We start from the raw sequence: 16,614 nt of genomic DNA, 5'->3' as shown, positions 1-16,614 counted from the left end.
ATGCGAAAGCGGCGCTTTAGGGAGGTGGCATGAGCAATGCAACATCCTTGAACGCGCACACCATCCGGCCCGAGGAAGCCGCCCATTTCGGCAAGTTGGCGGCCGACTGGTGGGACCCGAAGGGCCAATCGGCCATGCTCCACCGGCTCAATCCGGTGCGCCTCGCTTTCATCCGCGCCGCGATCGATGCCCATTTCGGCGCCGATCCGCGCGGGCTGCGGCCGCTCATCGGCAAGCGCGCGCTGGACGTGGGCTGTGGCGCGGGGCTGCTGGCAGAGCCGTTGTGCCGCATGGGGGCAGCCGTGACGGCGGTGGATGCGGCGGCGGAAAACATCGCGGCGGCGCGCGCGCATGCCGATGGCGCGGGCCTGGCGATCGACTATCGCCACGGCGAACTGTCAGAGCTTGGCCTCACCGGCTTCGACCTCGTCACGTCGATGGAAGTGATCGAGCACGTGGCCGACAAGGCGGCTTTCGTTGCCGCGCTGGAGGCGACGCTGGGCCAGGGCGGGCTGATGGTGCTATCCACCCCCAACCGCACGCCGGGCTCACGCCTGCTGATGGTGGAAGCGGCCGAGAGGCTCGGCATGGTGCCCCGCGGCACCCACCATTGGGACGATTTCATCACCCCGATCGAACTGCACGACCTGCTGGACGCGGCCGGCCTCAAGATGGGCAACCCGCAAGGCATAGCCTGGGGCCCGGCCAAGGGCCTGCACCTGTCTGACGACCTGGCGCTGAACTATATCGTGACGGTCACGCGCGGCTGAGCGCGGCTTCCCATTCGGCCTGCTTGAACCCCACGAGCAGGCCGCCTTCATGCTCCACGATCGGCCGCTTGATCAGCGAAGGCTGCGCCACCATCAGGGCCACGGCCTTGTCGGTGGTCAGGTCCGTCTTGTCGGCATCGGGCAGCTTGCGGAACGTGGTCCCGGCCTTATTCAGCACTTTGTCGAGCCCGGCCTGGTCCACCCAGCCGGCAACCTGGGCCGCATCGGCGCCCTGCTTCTTGTAGTCGTGAAACGCGTAGGCCAGCCCCTGCCCGTCAAGCCAGGTGCGCGCCTTTTTCACGGTGTCGCAATTGGGAATGCCGTAGAGGGTCAGGCTCATGCTTCGCTCCGCTCGAAATGGTGGATGCGGCTGGGGGTGCCGGCAAACAGGGTATAGCTTTGATAGTAATCGGCGCGGCCGCGGCTCTGGACCCGGGCGTGATCAGCCTGCTTGCGCCAGGCCAGGGCGGCATCCTCGCTGTCCCATTCCGACAGGGCGATCACTTCGCCATCATCGGCCACGTAGGACTTGAAGCTGCGGAAGCCGGGCTGGACGCGGGCCAGGTCCTCCATCGCCTGGGCATCGGCGGAATAGGCGGCAGCATCGATGCCCGCCTGCTTGCGGTTGCGAAAGACGACCAGGTACATGGGTTGCGCGCATAGCCAGATTGGGCCGCCATATCCAGCCGTAACGATACCGCCGGATCGGATACATCACCTTGGCATGATAGCATGAAATCCTGATCGGGCATTTGCCTGAAATTCGCCAACTCCGGCTAGTTCACGCTGCCAACAAGCCAAATACCAAAACCCGTGTCGCGCTCCGTGTCTTGTCCTCGCGTGTCCTGTGTCTCGGGAGAAATCTGCATGTCTTTTGCCAAGCCAGCCTCGATCCGGCAAAGTGTGATGATATGCGTGACGGCACTGGTGGGGATCTGCCTGGTGCAGATCATCGCTTCCACCACGCTGCAAGTGCTGATGCAGGCCCATGCCCGACACCTGGCCACCTCGGCCTGGGTGCTGCGCATGCAGATGTATGGCGACATGAAGCACGATGCGAGCGAGAGCGACGTGTTCCGCATCAAGGACGCGGTCGCCCGCAACGACCCTGCCGCGCACAAGGTCGAACTGGCCAATTTCGCCAACGATATCGCCGCGCTGGAAAAGTCCTATGCGCAAGTATTCGCGGCCGCGCATGGCCGGGACGAACAGGCGCTGTTCACCGAAACCGAGACCCGGCAAAAGGCCTATGCCGCCGCGGCGCGCGCGCTGGTCGAGCAGATCGACAGCGCCAACACCGACCTGCGCACCGCGCAGCAGACCTTTACCGACGCGTTCGACGCGTTCCAGGCGGTGCAGGACAAGCTGGGTGCGCAGATGCAGGTTGATATCGCCGCCGATGGCGAGGCATCGCAATGGCTGATGGAAGTGGGCCTGGCGCTGACCGGGCTGCTGGTGGTGCTGCTGGGCGCCACCGTGGTGTGGGTTGTCCGCCACGTGCGCCACGATGTGGTGCAGCCGCTTTCCGGGGTGACCACCATGCTGCGCGCCATGGCCGGCGGCGATTATTCGCAAGACATCGCCGGCGATCCCATGGGGAGCGAAGTGGCGCAGATCGAGGCTGCCGCCGCCGTATTCCGCCAGACCGCCCTGTCCAAGCGCGCCACCGATGCAGCGCAGGAGCAGGTGGTCGGTGCCCTGGCCAAGGGGTTGGACCGCATGGCCGCGCGGGACCTGGAATACCGCATCAGCGAACCCTTTGCGCCCGATTTCGAACCCTTGCGTGCCACGTTCAACCAGACCCAGGCCACGCTGGCCGGGGCACTGGGATCGGTGCGCGTGGGGGCATCCTCGCTTGCCCGGACCGTGCGCGAGATCAGCGGCGCCGCCGAGGATCTGGCCCAGCGCAACGTGCGCCAGGCCGCGACCCTGGAAGAAACCGCCGCCGCCGTGCAGCAGGTGACCACCGGGGTGCGCGACACCGCCGCCCGCGCTGGCGACGTCAGCCGCCAGGTGGAGCAAGCCCACAAGCAGGCCAGCGAAGGCGGCGAAGTGGTGACGCGCGCCGTGGGTGCGATGGCCGCGATCGAAGGATCATCGCAGGAAATCAGCCAGATCATCGGCGTGATCGATGGTATCGCGTTCCAGACCAACCTGCTGGCGCTGAACGCCGGGGTGGAAGCCGCGCGCGCCGGCGACGCGGGCAAGGGCTTTGCCGTGGTCGCCACCGAAGTGCGCGCCTTGGCCCAGCGCAGCGCCGATGCTGCCAAGGACATCAAGGAACTGATCGCCAAATCGGGCGCGCATGTGGCCGATGGCGTGGCGCTGGTGCGCGAAACCGGCGAGATCCTGGGCCAGATCCTGGAGCGGGTGGGCGACATCAACCGCGTGGTGGCCGACATTTCGGGCACCGTCGATGGGCAGGCCCACATCATCGGCCAGGTCAACGATGCCGTGGGCGAAATGGATCGCGCCACCCAGCAGAACGCGGCGATGGTGGAAGAAACCAGCGCCGCCACCCGCGCCCTGGCCGCCGAGGCGGGCAAGCTGTCCGAACTCGTCGGCAGTTTCCGCACCCGCAACGTGGAAACCCGGGCCCAGGGGCGGCCCGAAGACCGCCGCGATTCGTTGAGCGGCGTGGTCATCCAGGGCACCGCGCGCCCCGTGGGAGGCCCCCGCCTGGTGCGCGTTTCCAGTGCCGAGGCGGCAACGCCGGTGGCCGCCATGCCAGCCCTGCCCCCGCCGCCAGCGCCGCCAGCGCCGCCGCCCCAGACCGTGGCAAAGGCCGTGGGCGGGGAAAACTGGGACGAATTCTGAAGCGGTGGACTTTTCGCGCGGCTTGGGACAGAGCCGGGCGCCATGAGCATCAATTCCTTCGGACACCTGTTCCGCTTCACCACCTGGGGGGAAAGCCATGGGCCCGCGCTGGGCGCGGTGGTCGATGGCTGCCCGCCGGGACTGGCGATCGATGAAGGCATGATCCAGCCCTATCTGGATGCGCGCCGCCCGGGCCAATCGCGCTTTACCACGCAGCGGCAGGAACCCGATCAGGTGAAGATCCTGTCGGGCGTGTTCGAAGGGCGCACCACCGGCACCCCGATCAGCCTGATGATCGAGAACACCGACCAGCGCTCGAAAGACTATTCCGAAGTGGCCAAGGCCTATCGCCCCGGCCATGCCGACTATGCCTATGACGCCAAGTACGGCTTTCGCGACTATCGCGGCGGCGGGCGTTCCTCCGCGCGCGAAACCGCCGCGCGGGTGGCTGCGGGCGGCGTGGCGCGGCTGGTGATCCCCGAAGTGACGATCCTGGCCTGGGTCAGTGCGATCGGCGGCGACGCCATCGACATGGCCAATTTCGATGCCGCACAGATCGGCCAGAACCCGTTCTTCTGTCCCGATGCGGCCGCTGCCGTGCGCTGGGAAGCCCTGGTCGACAAGGCGCGCAAGGCCGGGTCTTCGCTCGGTGCCGTGGTGGAATGCGTGGCCACGGGCGTGCCCGCCGGCTGGGGGGCGCCGCTCTATGCCAAGCTCGATGCCGAACTCGCCCATGCGATGATGGGCATCAACGCGGTCAAGGGCGTGGAAATCGGCGATGGCTTTGCCGCGGCGGCCAACACCGGCGAAGGCAATGCCGATCCGATGCGCCCGCGCGACGATGGCGGCAACCACGGCCCGCAATTCCTGGCCAACCATGCCGGCGGCATTGCCGGGGGCATTTCCACCGGCCAGCCGGTGACCGTGCGCGTGGCGTTCAAGCCCACGTCCTCGATCCTCACCCCCATGCCCACGATCACCCGCGAGGGCGAGGCGACCGAACTGTTCACCAAGGGCCGCCACGACCCTTGCGTGGGCATTCGCGGCGTGCCGGTGGTGGAAGCGATGATGGCGCTGGTCCTGGCCGACCAGAAGCTGCTGCATCGCGGACAGTGCGGGTAAACCGGGCCAGACGCCCACGCCCACGACGATGAACCTTGGCTCACAAACCCGTTCAGACAGGGAACATTCCGAAAGGCGCAGACATTTCTTCCAACGTTGAGGACCTAACGGAGGAAGAGCAATGTTTGCCAAACTGACCAAGATCGCAGGCGTGGCCCTGGCCGCCGCGCTGCTCACCCCCGCTGCCGCGCAGGCCCACCCGGACAGGTGGCAACATGCGCAGCGCTGGGACAACCGCGACCATCGCGGCTGGGACCGGGGCGACCGCCACGGCTGGCAACGCCGCGCCTGGGAGCATCGCCGCTGGGAACGCCGCAATTACCATCGTAATTGCCGCATCGTGTGGCGCCATCACGAACGCGTGCGTATCTGCCGCTAAGGCTCATGGCAGGGTGCGCGCGCCGCACCCTGCCACATGATGGACTGGCGGTGTTACAGCCCCTTGCCGCCCAGCTTCCAGGTCAGCTGCACATAGAAGCTGCGGCCCACGCCATCGAACCACGAGATGTCGTAATAGGGATAGCTGCCATAAGTGGGATCAACGTTCGGGCTGGTGTCGAACAGGTTGGTCACCGTGCCGGAAAGCTGCACATAATCGGTGATCTTGTACTGGGCCGACAGGTTGAACGTGGTCGTCGCGTCGATATAGGCGGTTTCGTCGTAGTTCGGCAGGCGGCCCAGGCGCTGGCCTTGTAGCGTGGTGGTCAGCTTGCCGCTCACCAGCGTCAGGCTGGCCGTGCCCTTGTCGCGCGGGATGTCATAGCCGCTGTCGTAGGCCAGCTTGTTGATCAGCGCGTCGCCTTCGTACTGGCGGAACGTGTGGTTGAACACATAAGTATAGCCCAGGCCGAAGGTCAGGAAACCGAGCCCCTTGATCTCTGACGCGCGCCAGTGCAGCGCCACGTCGATCCCGTCAGTCTGCTCGCGCGCCACGTTGATCGGGTTGACGTAAACCCCCTGGAGCTGCCCGGCAAAGGCGCCCGAGGCATAGCGCTGCACCCGCGCGATGGCATCGAGGCATGTGGGCGAATTGGCATTCACCGCCGCGCCCGAAGTGGTTTCCCCCAGCACGCAATCGGATTCGCGGCGCAGCAGTTCATCCTTGCTCAGGTCCAGCACCTGGTTCGACAGGGTGACCTTGAAGTAATCCACCGACAGGTCGATCGCGCGATCCGGCTGCCAGAACACCCCGGCGTTGATCGACTTGCTGGTTTCTGGCTTCAACTTGCGATTGCCGCTGCGGTGGCTGGTGATGCCCACTTCGTAATCGTCGCAATCGCTGTAGTTCGCGCCCGCGTTTTCGCGGCGGCAGGTCAGGTAATCGGTGCCATCGGGATGGGTGTCGCCATTGCCGGAAAACACATAGTGCAGGTCTGGCGCGCGGAAGCCGGTGCCCATTGCGCCACGCAGCAAGAGCCGGCTGGTGGGGCGCAGTTCGGCGCCCAGGTTCCAGGTGGCCTTGCCAAAGCTGTTGTCGACCACGTGGAAATGGTCATAGCGCGCCGCGCCCGACAGCTGGAGGAAGCTGGTGACCGGCACGCGCAGTTCGCCGCCCAGCGCCCAGTGGCGGCGGCTGCCCTTGCCGTCGCTGTCGGTCAGGCCAACGTAATAGTGCTCCAGCGCCTTGGGATCGGGGCGCAGGTCATAGCCCTGCCCGCCATATTCGCCCACCAGGGCCACGCCCACCGGCCCGGCCGGCAGGCGCAGCACTTCGCCGTTGGTCAGACTGAAAGCCAGGTTGTCCGTGTATGAACGGGGCTTGTAGATCGCGTTGGCGGTGATCGAATTGTATTCGGCCGTGGTCAGCGGGGTGTACAGCCGCGTCGGATCGGCCGAAAAGATCGCATAGCCGCTGTCTTCGTCCACGCCCTGCTGGGCGCCCAGGAAAAAGGCATTGGCCTTGGAGATCACCACTTGCGGGAAGGAAACCTTGCTGCGGTATTCCGAGTGGTTGAGCGAGAGTTCATAGGACCAGGCCTGGTTCTTGCCGAACTTGCCGCGCAGGCCCGGCGTGACGGTAAAGCTGATCGAGCGGTTGCGCGTCATCCCGTTCTGCAGCCCGCCCATTTCCTCGGGCGTGAACTGGCGATACCAGTTGTCTAGCTTGGTCGAATTGAGGCTGGTGGGCATCTGCGTGTTGTAGAACGTGCCCTCCTGGTTGCCGTCGGCGGTTTCGTAATACCAGGTCAGCACATCGGGCAGCAGCGCCACTTTGCTGTAGCTGGCCTGGAAATCGGTGAACAATTCCATGCCATTGGGCAGGTCGAGCCCGATCGCGCCGAACGCGTTCACCGATTTCCTCTCGGAAATCATCGTGCCATAGGCGATCGAGCTGTTCGATCCGCAGTAATAGCCCGGCCCGCCATCGGCGCCATAGCGCGGGCGGCTGGTATAGATCGTGCTGCCGCCGTTGAGGTTGGACAGGCCCGCGCAAGTGGCCGCGCCGGGATCGAGATAGTCGGTGTATTCATCGGTGCGCAGGAACGTGCGCCGCGCCAGGCCGCCGGTGGGATCGTCGAGCACGGAATCCTGCCGCGCGCGCTGGTATTGCCACAATGGCTTTTGATAGAGCCCTTCCACCCCGATCACGCCGTGGAACGCGCCCGCTTCCCACCCGGTGGTCAGCGTCAGCCGATGCGAGGCGCCGCCGCCATGCTGCGTATCGCCATAGCGATAGTCGATCCGCGTACCATCGACGCTTTTCTTGAGCTGGAAATTGACCACGCCGGAAATCGCGTCTGAGCCATAGATGGCCGAAGCGCTGCCGCTGAGCACTTCCACCCGCTCGATCAGGCCGACCGGGATGTTGGAAATGTCGGTGAAATTGCTCTGCCCGTTGAACGGCAGGGGAAAGTCGGCAATCCGCCGGCCGTTGACCAGCACCAGCGTGTGGTTGGGGCCAAGGCCGCGCAAGTCCACCTGCTGGGCGCCGGGGGTGAAGGCCGCGCCGTTGCCCGATTGCTGGCTTTGCGTTTCGCCGCCGTTCTGCGTCAAGGCGCGCAGCAGGTCGGGCACCGATTGATAGCCGTTGCGCAGGATGTCCTGCGACGTCACCGCGGTGACCGGCGCCGGCCCTTCCAGCTCCACGCGCGGAATGCGGCTGCCGAGCACCACGATGGCACTTTCGGGCGCGGGCACATCGTCCGCGCGAGCAGTGGGTGGCAACTGGGTGATCGCCGGCGTGCCCGCAGGCGCTTCCTGGGCATAGCCCGCACCCGCCAATGCCAAGGCGCTCCACGCGCCGCCCAGAACCAACCCAGCTTTTGATTTGCGCATGATTGACAGCCCCCTGTGATCGCGCCTCTATATGTTGCTTATGGTTGCAAGTGACACACAGGTGCAACGTCAAATCGCCAATTTATTCAGTATCAATCGCAACTGTTACACGCTAACCACAGCGGCACATGGCAAGATGAGGGCATCGGGAATGCAGTTCTGGCGCAAGGGGGTGATCACAGTGGCCGGGGTGCTGGCCTTGGCCAGTGGCGCGGCGCACGCTTCGGAAGCGGGCTATACCCGCTATGTCATCGGCGATCTTGCCGCCCCCACCCCCGCCAAGGTTTCGCCCGGCCTGCTGCTGGCTGGCGGTGGCGAATGGGATACAGATGCCTTCCGCTGGTTCGTGGCCCAGGCCGGGCACGGGCACATCGTGGTGCTGCGGGCCTCTGGCGCCGGGGACGCCGGCGAAGAGTTCATGCACAGCATCGGCGGCGTCACCTCGGTGGAAACCTTCGTGTTCGATGATCGCAAGGCCGCCAGCGATCCGGCCGTGCTTGCCGCCGTTGCGAAGGCCGATGGCGTCTATATCGCCGGGGGCGACCAGGCGCGCTACGTGCGCTATTGGCAGGGCACGCCGCTGGCCACCGCGCTCGACAAGCTGGTCGCCAATGGCCGGCCGATCGGTGGCACCAGCGCCGGCCTCGCCATGCTGGGCGGCCATGTCTATGGCGCAATGGATGGCGGCAGTGCCACGTCAGGGCCATCGCTGCGCGATCCGCTGGGGCCGGGTGTGACCATGGTGGAAGATTTCCTCCACCTGCCGCGCATGGCCCACGTGGTGACCGACACCCATTTCACCCGCCGCGATCGGCTGGGCCGGCTGATCGCCTTCGTTGCCAAGACGCGCGCGACAACGGCGGACAAGGCCGCCGTGGGCCTGGGCGTGGACGAAGGCGCTTCGCTGATCGTCGATGGCGCGGGGATCGCGCGGCTCAAAGGCCCGGCGGGCACCTATGCCTGGCTGGTGCAACCCACCGATGCGCCCGCCGCCAAGCCCGGCCAGCCGCTTGACTGGCCCGCGGTGCAGGTGACCGGGATTGGCCCGGCAAGCACCCTGGACCTCAACACGTTCAAGGTTTCCTCCCCGGCCTTTGCCGGCACTGCCAGCGTCAAGGCCGGCAAGCTGGCCAACGTGCCTTATCCCGCCGATGCCGGCTGGTCGCTCGCCATCCATGGCGGTGCCGGTGCCGCGCCGCGCGGGGAAACCACCCCGGCGCAAGACGCCGCCTATCGCGCCGGGTTGCAAGCCGCGTTGGCCGCGGGATCGGCGGTGCTCAAGGCCGGTGGATCGAGCCTCGACGCGGTGGAAGCCGCGGTGCGAGTGCTGGAAGACGATCCGCAGTTCAACGCCGGGCGCGGCGCGGTGTTCGATGCCGAGGGCAAGAACCAGCTTGATGCCGCGATCATGGACGGCAGCACCGGCGAAGCCGGCGCCGTGGCGCAACTAACCACCACCAGGAACCCGATCATGGCCGCGCGCGCGGTGATGGAGCATTCGCGCCACGTGCTTCTGGCCGGGGCCGGCGCAGACCAGTTCGCCCGCGAACAGGGCATCGAGCAGGTCGATCCCAAGTACTTCTTCACGCAGAAGCGCTGGGATGAATATCTCGAGTGGAAGAAGGAAAAGATCAGCGCGCTCTCGCCCCGCGTGCTCTATGCCACGCCCCGGCCCGAACATCGCTATGGCACGGTGGGCGCCGTCGCGCGCGACGTGCACGGGCACCTGGCCGCCGCCACCTCCACCGGCGGGCTTACCGGCAAGCGCTGGGGCCGCATCGGCGATACCCCGCTGATCGGCGCGGGCACGTATGCCAGCGACGGCACTTGCGCCGTTTCCGCCACCGGCACTGGCGAATACTTCATCCGCCAGTCCGCCGGCCGCCAGGTGTGTGACCGCATTGCCTGGCGCGGTGAAAAGGTGGGCGAAGCCGCGCAGGACACGATCGACGAGATTGCCGAGATCGGCGGCGACGGCGGCCTGATCGCGATGGACCGCGACGGCCACGTGGGCTTTGCCCTCAACACCGCCGGCATGTTCCGCGGCTCGATCAGCAGCACGCAGGCGCCCGAAGTGGCAATCTACGCCGACGAGACACCCAAGCATCCGTAAAATGGCGCGCGCCTCCCCCACGCGGGGGAGGCGCACACCCCGTCAGCGCGGCCGGATGCGCCACACCGCGTTGCCCACGTCATCGGCCACCAGCAGCGCGCCCTTGGCATCAAAGCCCAGGCCCACCGGGCGCCCATGGGTGCTTTTCTGGTCGGGGGTGAGGAAGCCGGTGACGAACGGCTCGGGCCGGCCCACCGGCTTGCCATCGGCAAAGCGGATGAAAGCCACCTGATAGCCATTGAGCTGCGTGCGGTCCCAACTGCCATGTTCACCCACGAACGCGCCGCCGCGCCATGGCGCCGGGAATCCCGGGCCGTCGGCAAAAGCCAGGCCGAGTGCCGCGACATGCGGCCCCAGGGCATAATCGGGCGGCGTGGCGCGGGCCACCATGTCGGGGCGCTGCGGCTGCACGCGGATGTCCACATGCTGGCCATACCAGCTCCACGGCCAGCCATAGAACGCGCCCGGTTTCACGTGCGTCATGTAATCGGGCACCAGGTTGTTGCCGATTTCGTCGCGCTCGTTGACCACGGCCCACAAGTCGTTGGTGCCGGGGCGGAACGTCAGGCCGTTGGGATTGCGCAGGCCGGTGGCGAACGGGCGCATCGCGCCGGTCGCGCGGTCCACCTCGAAAATGCGGGCGCGGTCCTTTTCGGCTTCCAGCCCGTTTTCCACGATATTGCTGTTCGATCCCACGCCCACGTAGAGCTTGGTGCCATCGGGGCTGGCGACCAGGCTCTTGGTCCAATGGTGGTCGATCGGGCCGCCGGGCAATTCTGCCAGCACGCGGGCGGGGCCGCTCACGCGGGTCTGGCCCGGCGTGAACGGATAGGCGAGGATCGCATCGGTGGCCGCCACGTAGAGCGTGTTGTCCACCACGGCCACGCCGAACGGGGAAAACAGCTTGTCCGCCAGCACATAGCGCTGGTCCGCCACGCCATCGTCGTTGCTGTCACGCAGCAGGAGCACGCGGTTGCCCGGCTTGGTCTTGCCGTGGACCGCGCCGATGGTCAGCGCAAAGACGATGTCCTTGGGCCGCAGCGTGGGAGCAAGGCCGGGATCGCCGCTTTCCACCACGATCACATCGCCATTGGGCAGGCCCAGTACCGAACGGGGATTGGCCAGGTCGCGGGCAAAGGCCTGGATGGCAAAGCCCTGCGGCACGCTGGGCGCTTCGTTGCCCTTCCAGCCGATCGGCGTGGCCAGGCCCATGGGCGGAAACAGGAACTGCTTGGGCGCGGGCAGTCGCGGCGTATTGCCGAACTGTTCCTGCGCGGGAAACTCAGGCTTGGAGCAAGCCGTTGCGGCCAAAGCCAGAGCGAGCGCGCCAAGGGCGCGGGGCAGTGTGTGACGGACAGTCATGGCCGCACCCCCCGCTGGTGGACATAGGCCAGCCGGTGCCCCAGGAAGCCGGTGCCAACCATCACAACCACGGTCAGCACCGAAAGGGTGATCCCAGTGGGGACAACCCCGGTCCACCCGTCACGCGCGTGGATGAAATTGTTGATCAGCGCCAGGACCAGGACCACGGCATTGCCGCCCAGGTGCAGCCAGCCCGTGCCCGGCCGCGTGACCGCACGATTGCCCAGGAAATCGACCAGCCCGAACACCGCCGCCGGCACGCCGAACAGCATGCCGAACACCAGCAGCCACTGCGCGAAATTGGCCCACTGCACCTGCGGGCTCAGGCTATAAACAATGTCGCACAGCATCGCTCCGGTAAAACAGGCGATGGGAAAGGGCACCAGCATGGCATGGACCGGCACGCCGCCGATCGTCAGCCGCGGCCGGAAAGGACGGGGGTCCATCAGGCGTCTCCACAGGAAGGGCGGCATCCGCATGGTTGCCATCTGCCTGTGAAAACGCCTGTTGTGGCAAAAGGTTGCTGGCCTCAGTCCAGATTGGGCCGCAGCCAGCGTTCGGCCACGGCCACATCAACCCCGCGCCGCGCGGCATAGTCCGTCAACTGGTCCCGCCCGATGGTGGCCACGCCGAAATACTGGCTGTCGGGATGGGCGAAGTAAAAGCCCGAAACCGCCGCCGTAGGCAGCATGGCCTGGCTTTCGGTCAACACGATCCCGGCATTGCCCGGCGCATCGAGCAAGTCGAACAGCACTGGCTTGAGGCTGTGATCGGGGCACGCCGGATAGCCGGGCGCCGGGCGGATGCCGCGATATTCCTCGCGGATCAGCGCCTGGTTGGTCAATTGCTCGCCCGGCGCATAGGCCCACAGCGTGGTGCGCACATATTGATGCAGCCGCTCGGCAAAGCTTTCCGCAAAGCGGTCGGCCAGGGCCTTCAAGAGGATGTCGGAATAGTCGTCGTGCCCGGCCTGGAAGCGCTCCAGGTGCGGCTCGATGCCGTGGATGCCAACGGCAAAGCCGCCCAGCCAATCGCCCGCCGGATCGATGAAATCAGCCAGGCAGAAATTGGCGCGGCCCCGGCTCTTGCCGAACTGCTGGCGCAGGAACGGCAGGCGCACCATGCGCTCGTCATCGTCCGGGTGCAGCACCACATCGTCGCCATGGCGCGCGGCGGGCCAGAAGCCGCAGACGCCCTTGGCGGTCAGCCACTTTTCGCTGACGATCTTGTCGAGCATCGCCAGGGCATCGGCATGGAGGCTGCGCGCGCTTTCGCCCACCACCGCGTCTTCCAGGATCGCGGGATAAGTGCCGGCCAGTTCCCAGGCGCGGAAGAACGGCGTCCAGTCGAAGCATTCGACCAGATCGGCCAGGTCCCATTCGGGAAACACGTGCAGGCCCGGCTGCGCGGGCGGCGCCGGCTTGTGCGCGAAATCGGCTACGAAGGCATTGGCCCGCGCGTCTTCGATCGGCAGCAGCTTGGACCCGCCCTTGCCCGCTCGCGCCTCGCGCACGTGCTGGTATTCGTCCGCCGTCGCCTTGATGAAACCTTCGGCTTGGGTATCGGACAGCAGCTGGCTGGCCACGCCCACGGCGCGGCTGGCATCGAGCACGTGGACCACCGGGCCGTCATAGGCCGGATCGATGCGCAGCGCGGTGTGCACCTTGCTGGTGGTGGCCCCGCCGATCAGCAGCGGAATGGTCATCCCGGCGCGCTGCATTTCTTCGGCCACGGTCACCATCTCGTCCAGCGAGGGGGTGATCAGGCCGGACAGGCCGATAATATCGGCATCGTGCTCGCGCGCGGTGTCGAGGATCTTGGACCAGGGCACCATCACGCCCAAGTCGATCACTTCATAGCCGTTGCACTGAAGCACGACGCCCACGATGTTCTTGCCGATATCGTGCACGTCGCCCTTGACGGTGGCCATCACGATGCGGCCCTTGGGGCGCGCGCCGGCCTGCTTTTCCGCCTCGATATAAGGGATCAGATGGGCCACGGCCTTCTTCATCACGCGGGCCGATTTCACCACCTGCGGCAGGAACATTTTCCCTGAGCCGAAGAGGTCGCCCACCGTGTTCATGCCCTCCATCAGCGGGCCTTCGATCACTTCGATCGGGCGCCCGCCGCGCTCGGCAATGGCCGCACGGGCTTCCTCGGTGTCTTCCACGATGAACTGGTCGAGCCCCTTGACCAGGGCATGTTCCAGCCGGCGCACCACGTCCCAGCCGCGCCATTCCTCGGCGGCCTTTTCCGCCGCCTTGTCCTTGCCCTTGTAGCTTTCCGCCAGGGCAATCAGCCGCTCGGTGGCATCGGGATGCCGCATCAGCAGCACGTCTTCGCACGCCTCGCGCAAGACCGGATCGATCTGGTCATAGATGTCGAGTTGCCCGGCATTGACGATGGCCATGTCCATGCCCGCCGGAATGGCGTGGTAGAGGAACACCGAATGCATCGCGCGGCGCACCGTCTCGTTGCCACGGAAGCTGAACGAAAGGTTGGAAAGCCCGCCCGAGATGTGCACGTGCGGGCAGCGCGCCTTGATCTCCTGCGTCGCCTCAATGAAATCGAGGGCATAGCGATCGTGCTCCTCGATCCCCGTGGCCACGGCAAACACGTTGGGATCGAAAATCACGTCTTCGGGCGGAAAACCGATGCCCATCAGCAGGTCATAGGCGCGGCAGCAGATTTCCACCTTGCGTTCGCGGGTGTCGGCCTGGCCCTTTTCGTCAAAGGCCATGACGACGACGGCAGCGCCATAGGCCATGCACAGCCGCGCATGATGCAGGAACGCCTCTTCGCCTTCCTTCATCGAGATCGAATTGACGATCGGCTTGCCCGAAACGCATTTCAGGCCCGCCTCGATCACCTCCCACTTGGAGCTGTCGATCATCACCGGCACGCGGGCGATGTCCGGCTCTGCCGCGATCAGCTTGAGGTAGGTGGTCATCGCCTCGACCGCGTCGAGCAGGCCCTCGTCCATGTTGACGTCGATGACCTGGGCGCCGTTTTCCACCTGCTGGCGCGCCACTTCGACGGCCTTGGCATAGTCGCCCGCCAGGATCAGCTTCTTGAACGCGGCCGAGCCGGTGACATTGGTACGCTCGCCCACATTGACGAAACGCGAGCCGGAATTGGTCTGTTGAGTCATCACTTGATCATCACAAAGGGTTCGAGGCCGGCAAGGCGAGTCAGCGGTTCGGGGCTGGCGACCTGGCGCGGCGAGAGGCCAGAGACCTTTTGCGCCATGGCGGCGATATGCGCCGGAGTGGAGCCGCAGCAGCCGCCCAGCACGTTGACCTGGCCGGCCACCGCCCATTCGCCCACCAGGCCCGCCGTGGTTTCGGGTTCCTCGTCATACTGGCCCAGTTCGTTGGGCAGGCCGGCGTTGGGATAGATCATGATCAGCGTGTCGGCGATTTCGGCCAGCGCCTTGACATGGGGGCGCAGCTGGGTGGCGCCGAACGAGCAGTTGAGCCCCACCGTCACCGGCTTGGCATGGCGCACAGCATACCAGAATGCCTCCACCGTATGGCCCGAGAGATTGCGGCCCGAAAGATCGGTCAGCGTCATCGACAGCATGATCGGCACTTCGCGGCCCAGCTGCTGCTCCAGCTTTTTCACCGCCATGATCGCGGCCTTGCAATTCAGCGTGTCGAACACCGTTTCCACCAGGATGAAATCGGCGCCGCCCTCCACCAGGGCCTCGGCCTGCTCGCGATAGACTTCCACCAGGAAATCCCAGTCGATCTCGCGATAACCCGGATCGTTCACGTCGGGCGAAAGCGACAGCGTCTTGTTGGTGGGGCCGATGGCACCGGCCACAAAGCGGGGGCGGCCATCGGCGGCAGCGAATTCATCGGCCACGCGGCGCGCCAGTCGGGCCGATTCCACGTTGATGTCGCGCACCAGGTGCTCGGCGCCATAATCGGCCTGGCTGATGCGGTTGGCCGAGAACGTGTTGGTTTCGGCAATGTCGGCCCCGGCCTGGAAATAGGCGCGGTGGATCGCCTCGGGCACGTCGGGCCGGGTCAGGGCCAGGATGTCGTTGTTGCCCTTCTGGTCGTGGCCAAGGCCCAGGTTGCCGGCATAGTCGGCCTCGGTCAGCTTGCGGTTCTGGATCTCGGTGCCAAACGCGCCGTCGGTGATCAGGATGCGCTGGGCGGCCTGGGCCAAGAGCGCGGCTCGCGCGGCGCTGGGGGTCACATTGCTCATGCGGCATTCTCCAAAGCCGCGCCGCCCTGTGGGCGGCGGCCCAACAGGTGGCAGATGGCATAGCTCAACTCGGCCCGGTTGAGCGTATAGAAGTGAAAATCGCGCACCCCGCCGGCATAGAGGCGGCGGCAGAATTCGGCCGAAACCGTGGCCGCCACCAGCTGGCGCGAGGCAGGATGGGTATCGAGCCCGGCAAACAGGCTTTCCAGCCATTCGGGCAGCGCTGCGCCGCAAGCCTGGGCAAACTTGCGCGTCTGGGCAAAGTTCGACACCGGCAGGATGCCCGGCAGCACCGGGGCGGTGATCCCGGCGGCGGCCAGCTTGTCCTGAAAGCGGAAGAAGGTTTCCGGCTCGAAGAAGAACTGGCTGATCGCGCGGCTCGCGCCCGCGTCCAGCTTGCGCTTCAGGTTGTCGATATCGGCGTCCTGGCTGGGCGAATCCGGGTGGCTTTCGGGATAGGCGGCCACCGAAATGTCGAACGGGGCAATGGTCTTGAGCCCCGCCACCAGTTCGGCCGCGTTGGCATAGCCATCGGGGTGCGGGGTGAACGGCACGCCCGGCGCGCCCATGTCGCCGCGCAGGGCGACGATATGGCGCACGCCCGCTTCCCAGTATGCTTCGGCGACAGCGCGGATTTCGGCCTTGCTGGCATCCACGCAGGTAAGGTGCGCGGCAGCGGGCAGGCGCGCCTCGCGGATGATGCGTGCCACGGTGTCATGCGTGCGATCGCGGGTGGAACCGCCCGCGCCATAGGTCACCGAGACGAATTCGGGCGCCAGCGGGGCCAGCGTCTGCACCACGTCCCACAACTGCGCCATCAGCGCATCGGTCTTGGGCGGAAAGAATTCAAAGCTCACCCGGATATCGCCAGGCAAGCCGGCGAAAAGCGGTGTGTCGAGCGCGGTGCGCGCCTCGCGCAGCTGGTCGTAACGAGTCATG

The 16,614-nt window shown here is 66.2% G+C and carries 13 protein-coding genes; 5 read left to right on the top strand and 8 right to left on the bottom strand.

Going from position 1 to position 16,614, the window contains the following annotated elements; translation table 11 throughout:
• The first annotated feature begins 29 nt into the window (after window positions 1-29).
• A complete protein-coding gene (ubiG, locus tag FHT19_RS01190) occupies window positions 30-770 on the top strand; it encodes a bifunctional 2-polyprenyl-6-hydroxyphenol methylase/3-demethylubiquinol 3-O-methyltransferase UbiG (RefSeq protein WP_169473469.1) in 741 nt (246 codons plus the stop codon).
• Here the strand turns inward: ubiG and FHT19_RS01185 are convergent.
• Both FHT19_RS01185 and FHT19_RS01180 read right to left on the bottom strand, forming a co-directional pair.
• Entirely contained in the window at window positions 757-1,110 is a 354-nt protein-coding gene (locus tag FHT19_RS01185; protein WP_169473467.1) for an arsenate reductase, read from the bottom strand. The genes ubiG and FHT19_RS01185 overlap by 14 nt on opposite strands.
• Complete coding sequence (locus tag FHT19_RS01180; RefSeq protein WP_168553967.1) at window positions 1,107-1,418, bottom strand: antibiotic biosynthesis monooxygenase; 312 nt, start codon at window positions 1,416-1,418, stop codon at window positions 1,107-1,109. The genes FHT19_RS01185 and FHT19_RS01180 overlap by 4 nt, the downstream gene beginning before the upstream one ends.
• Window positions 1,419-1,637: 219 nt before the next feature.
• Between FHT19_RS01180 and FHT19_RS01175 the strand changes: the two genes are divergently transcribed.
• The 3 genes from FHT19_RS01175 (at window position 1,638) to FHT19_RS01165 (ending at window position 5,088) form a co-directional block, all read left to right on the top strand.
• Complete coding sequence (locus FHT19_RS01175; protein WP_169473465.1) at window positions 1,638-3,587, top strand: methyl-accepting chemotaxis protein; 1,950 nt, start codon at window positions 1,638-1,640, stop codon at window positions 3,585-3,587.
• Window positions 3,588-3,629: 42 nt separating this feature from the next.
• On the top strand, window positions 3,630-4,709 hold the full coding sequence (gene aroC / locus FHT19_RS01170) for a chorismate synthase (protein WP_169473462.1): 1,080 nt from the start codon (window positions 3,630-3,632) through the stop codon (window positions 4,707-4,709).
• A gap of 121 nt (window positions 4,710-4,830) precedes the next feature.
• The gene (locus FHT19_RS01165) at window positions 4,831-5,088 is read left to right on the top strand and encodes a hypothetical protein (protein WP_168553964.1); all 258 of its coding nucleotides are present in this window, start codon (window positions 4,831-4,833) and stop codon (window positions 5,086-5,088) included.
• A 53-nt stretch (window positions 5,089-5,141) separates the two neighbouring features.
• Here FHT19_RS01165 and FHT19_RS01160 read toward each other — a convergent pair whose 3' ends face one another.
• The gene (locus FHT19_RS01160; RefSeq protein ID WP_169473460.1) at window positions 5,142-7,985 is read right to left on the bottom strand and encodes a TonB-dependent receptor; all 2,844 of its coding nucleotides are present in this window, start codon (window positions 7,983-7,985) and stop codon (window positions 5,142-5,144) included.
• Window positions 7,986-8,136: 151 nt separating this feature from the next.
• Between FHT19_RS01160 and FHT19_RS01155 the strand changes: the two genes are divergently transcribed.
• Window positions 8,137-10,098, top strand: coding sequence for an isoaspartyl peptidase/L-asparaginase (locus FHT19_RS01155; protein ID WP_211184801.1), 1,962 nt, complete (start codon window positions 8,137-8,139; stop codon window positions 10,096-10,098).
• 42 nt (window positions 10,099-10,140) lie between these two features.
• On the opposite strand, the gene FHT19_RS01150 is transcribed toward FHT19_RS01155, so the two are convergent.
• The 5 genes from FHT19_RS01150 to metF form a co-directional block, all read right to left on the bottom strand.
• On the bottom strand, window positions 10,141-11,460 hold the full coding sequence (locus FHT19_RS01150; protein WP_169473456.1) for a sorbosone dehydrogenase family protein: 1,320 nt from the start codon (window positions 11,458-11,460) through the stop codon (window positions 10,141-10,143).
• A complete protein-coding gene (locus FHT19_RS01145) occupies window positions 11,457-11,906 on the bottom strand; it encodes a DUF2231 domain-containing protein (protein ID WP_168553960.1) in 450 nt (149 codons plus the stop codon). The genes FHT19_RS01150 and FHT19_RS01145 overlap by 4 nt, the downstream gene beginning before the upstream one ends.
• Window positions 11,907-11,989: 83 nt before the next feature.
• Window positions 11,990-14,611 carry a methionine synthase gene (gene metH / locus FHT19_RS01140; protein WP_169473454.1) on the bottom strand — a complete coding sequence of 874 codons (2,622 nt, stop codon included), beginning with the start codon at window positions 14,609-14,611 and terminating at the stop codon, window positions 11,990-11,992.
• Window positions 14,611-15,675: a homocysteine S-methyltransferase family protein gene (locus FHT19_RS01135; protein ID WP_169473452.1), complete on the bottom strand. Its 1,065-nt coding sequence runs from the start codon at window positions 15,673-15,675 to the stop codon at window positions 14,611-14,613. Before FHT19_RS01135 ends, metH begins: the two co-directional genes overlap by 1 nt.
• Complete coding sequence (gene metF / locus FHT19_RS01130) at window positions 15,672-16,613, bottom strand: methylenetetrahydrofolate reductase [NAD(P)H] (protein WP_169473450.1); 942 nt, start codon at window positions 16,611-16,613, stop codon at window positions 15,672-15,674. The genes FHT19_RS01135 and metF overlap by 4 nt, the downstream gene beginning before the upstream one ends.
• Window position 16,614 lies beyond the last annotated feature (1 nt).

The sequence above is a fragment of the Novosphingobium sp. SG919 genome, assembly GCF_012932495.1.
Lineage (GTDB): Bacteria > Pseudomonadota > Alphaproteobacteria > Sphingomonadales > Sphingomonadaceae > Novosphingobium > Novosphingobium rhizosphaerae.
This window is presented reverse-complemented; position numbering and strand designations above follow the sequence as displayed.

Excerpts from the sequence above, each read along its gene's own strand:
- FHT19_RS01180 (WP_168553967.1), bottom strand. The coding sequence starts at position 1,418 with ATGTACCTGGTCGTCTTTCGCAACCGCAAGCAGGCGGGCATCGATGCT.
- FHT19_RS01135 (WP_169473452.1), bottom strand. The coding sequence starts at position 15,675 with ATGAGCAATGTGACCCCCAGCGCCGCGCGAGCCGCGCTCTTGGCCCAG.
- aroC (WP_169473462.1), top strand. The coding sequence starts at position 3,630 with ATGAGCATCAATTCCTTCGGACACCTGTTCCGCTTCACCACCTGGGGG.
- FHT19_RS01160 (WP_169473460.1), bottom strand. The coding sequence starts at position 7,985 with ATGCGCAAATCAAAAGCTGGGTTGGTTCTGGGCGGCGCGTGGAGCGCC.
- metH (WP_169473454.1), bottom strand. The coding sequence starts at position 14,611 with ATGACTCAACAGACCAATTCCGGCTCGCGTTTCGTCAATGTGGGCGAG.
- FHT19_RS01145 (WP_168553960.1), bottom strand. The coding sequence starts at position 11,906 with ATGGACCCCCGTCCTTTCCGGCCGCGGCTGACGATCGGCGGCGTGCCG.
- FHT19_RS01175 (WP_169473465.1), top strand. The coding sequence starts at position 1,638 with ATGTCTTTTGCCAAGCCAGCCTCGATCCGGCAAAGTGTGATGATATGC.
- FHT19_RS01155 (WP_211184801.1), top strand. The coding sequence starts at position 8,137 with ATGCAGTTCTGGCGCAAGGGGGTGATCACAGTGGCCGGGGTGCTGGCC.
- metF (WP_169473450.1), bottom strand. The coding sequence starts at position 16,613 with ATGACTCGTTACGACCAGCTGCGCGAGGCGCGCACCGCGCTCGACACA.
- FHT19_RS01185 (WP_169473467.1), bottom strand. The coding sequence starts at position 1,110 with ATGAGCCTGACCCTCTACGGCATTCCCAATTGCGACACCGTGAAAAAG.
- FHT19_RS01165 (WP_168553964.1), top strand. The coding sequence starts at position 4,831 with ATGTTTGCCAAACTGACCAAGATCGCAGGCGTGGCCCTGGCCGCCGCG.
- FHT19_RS01150 (WP_169473456.1), bottom strand. The coding sequence starts at position 11,460 with ATGACTGTCCGTCACACACTGCCCCGCGCCCTTGGCGCGCTCGCTCTG.
- ubiG (WP_169473469.1), top strand. The coding sequence starts at position 30 with ATGAGCAATGCAACATCCTTGAACGCGCACACCATCCGGCCCGAGGAA.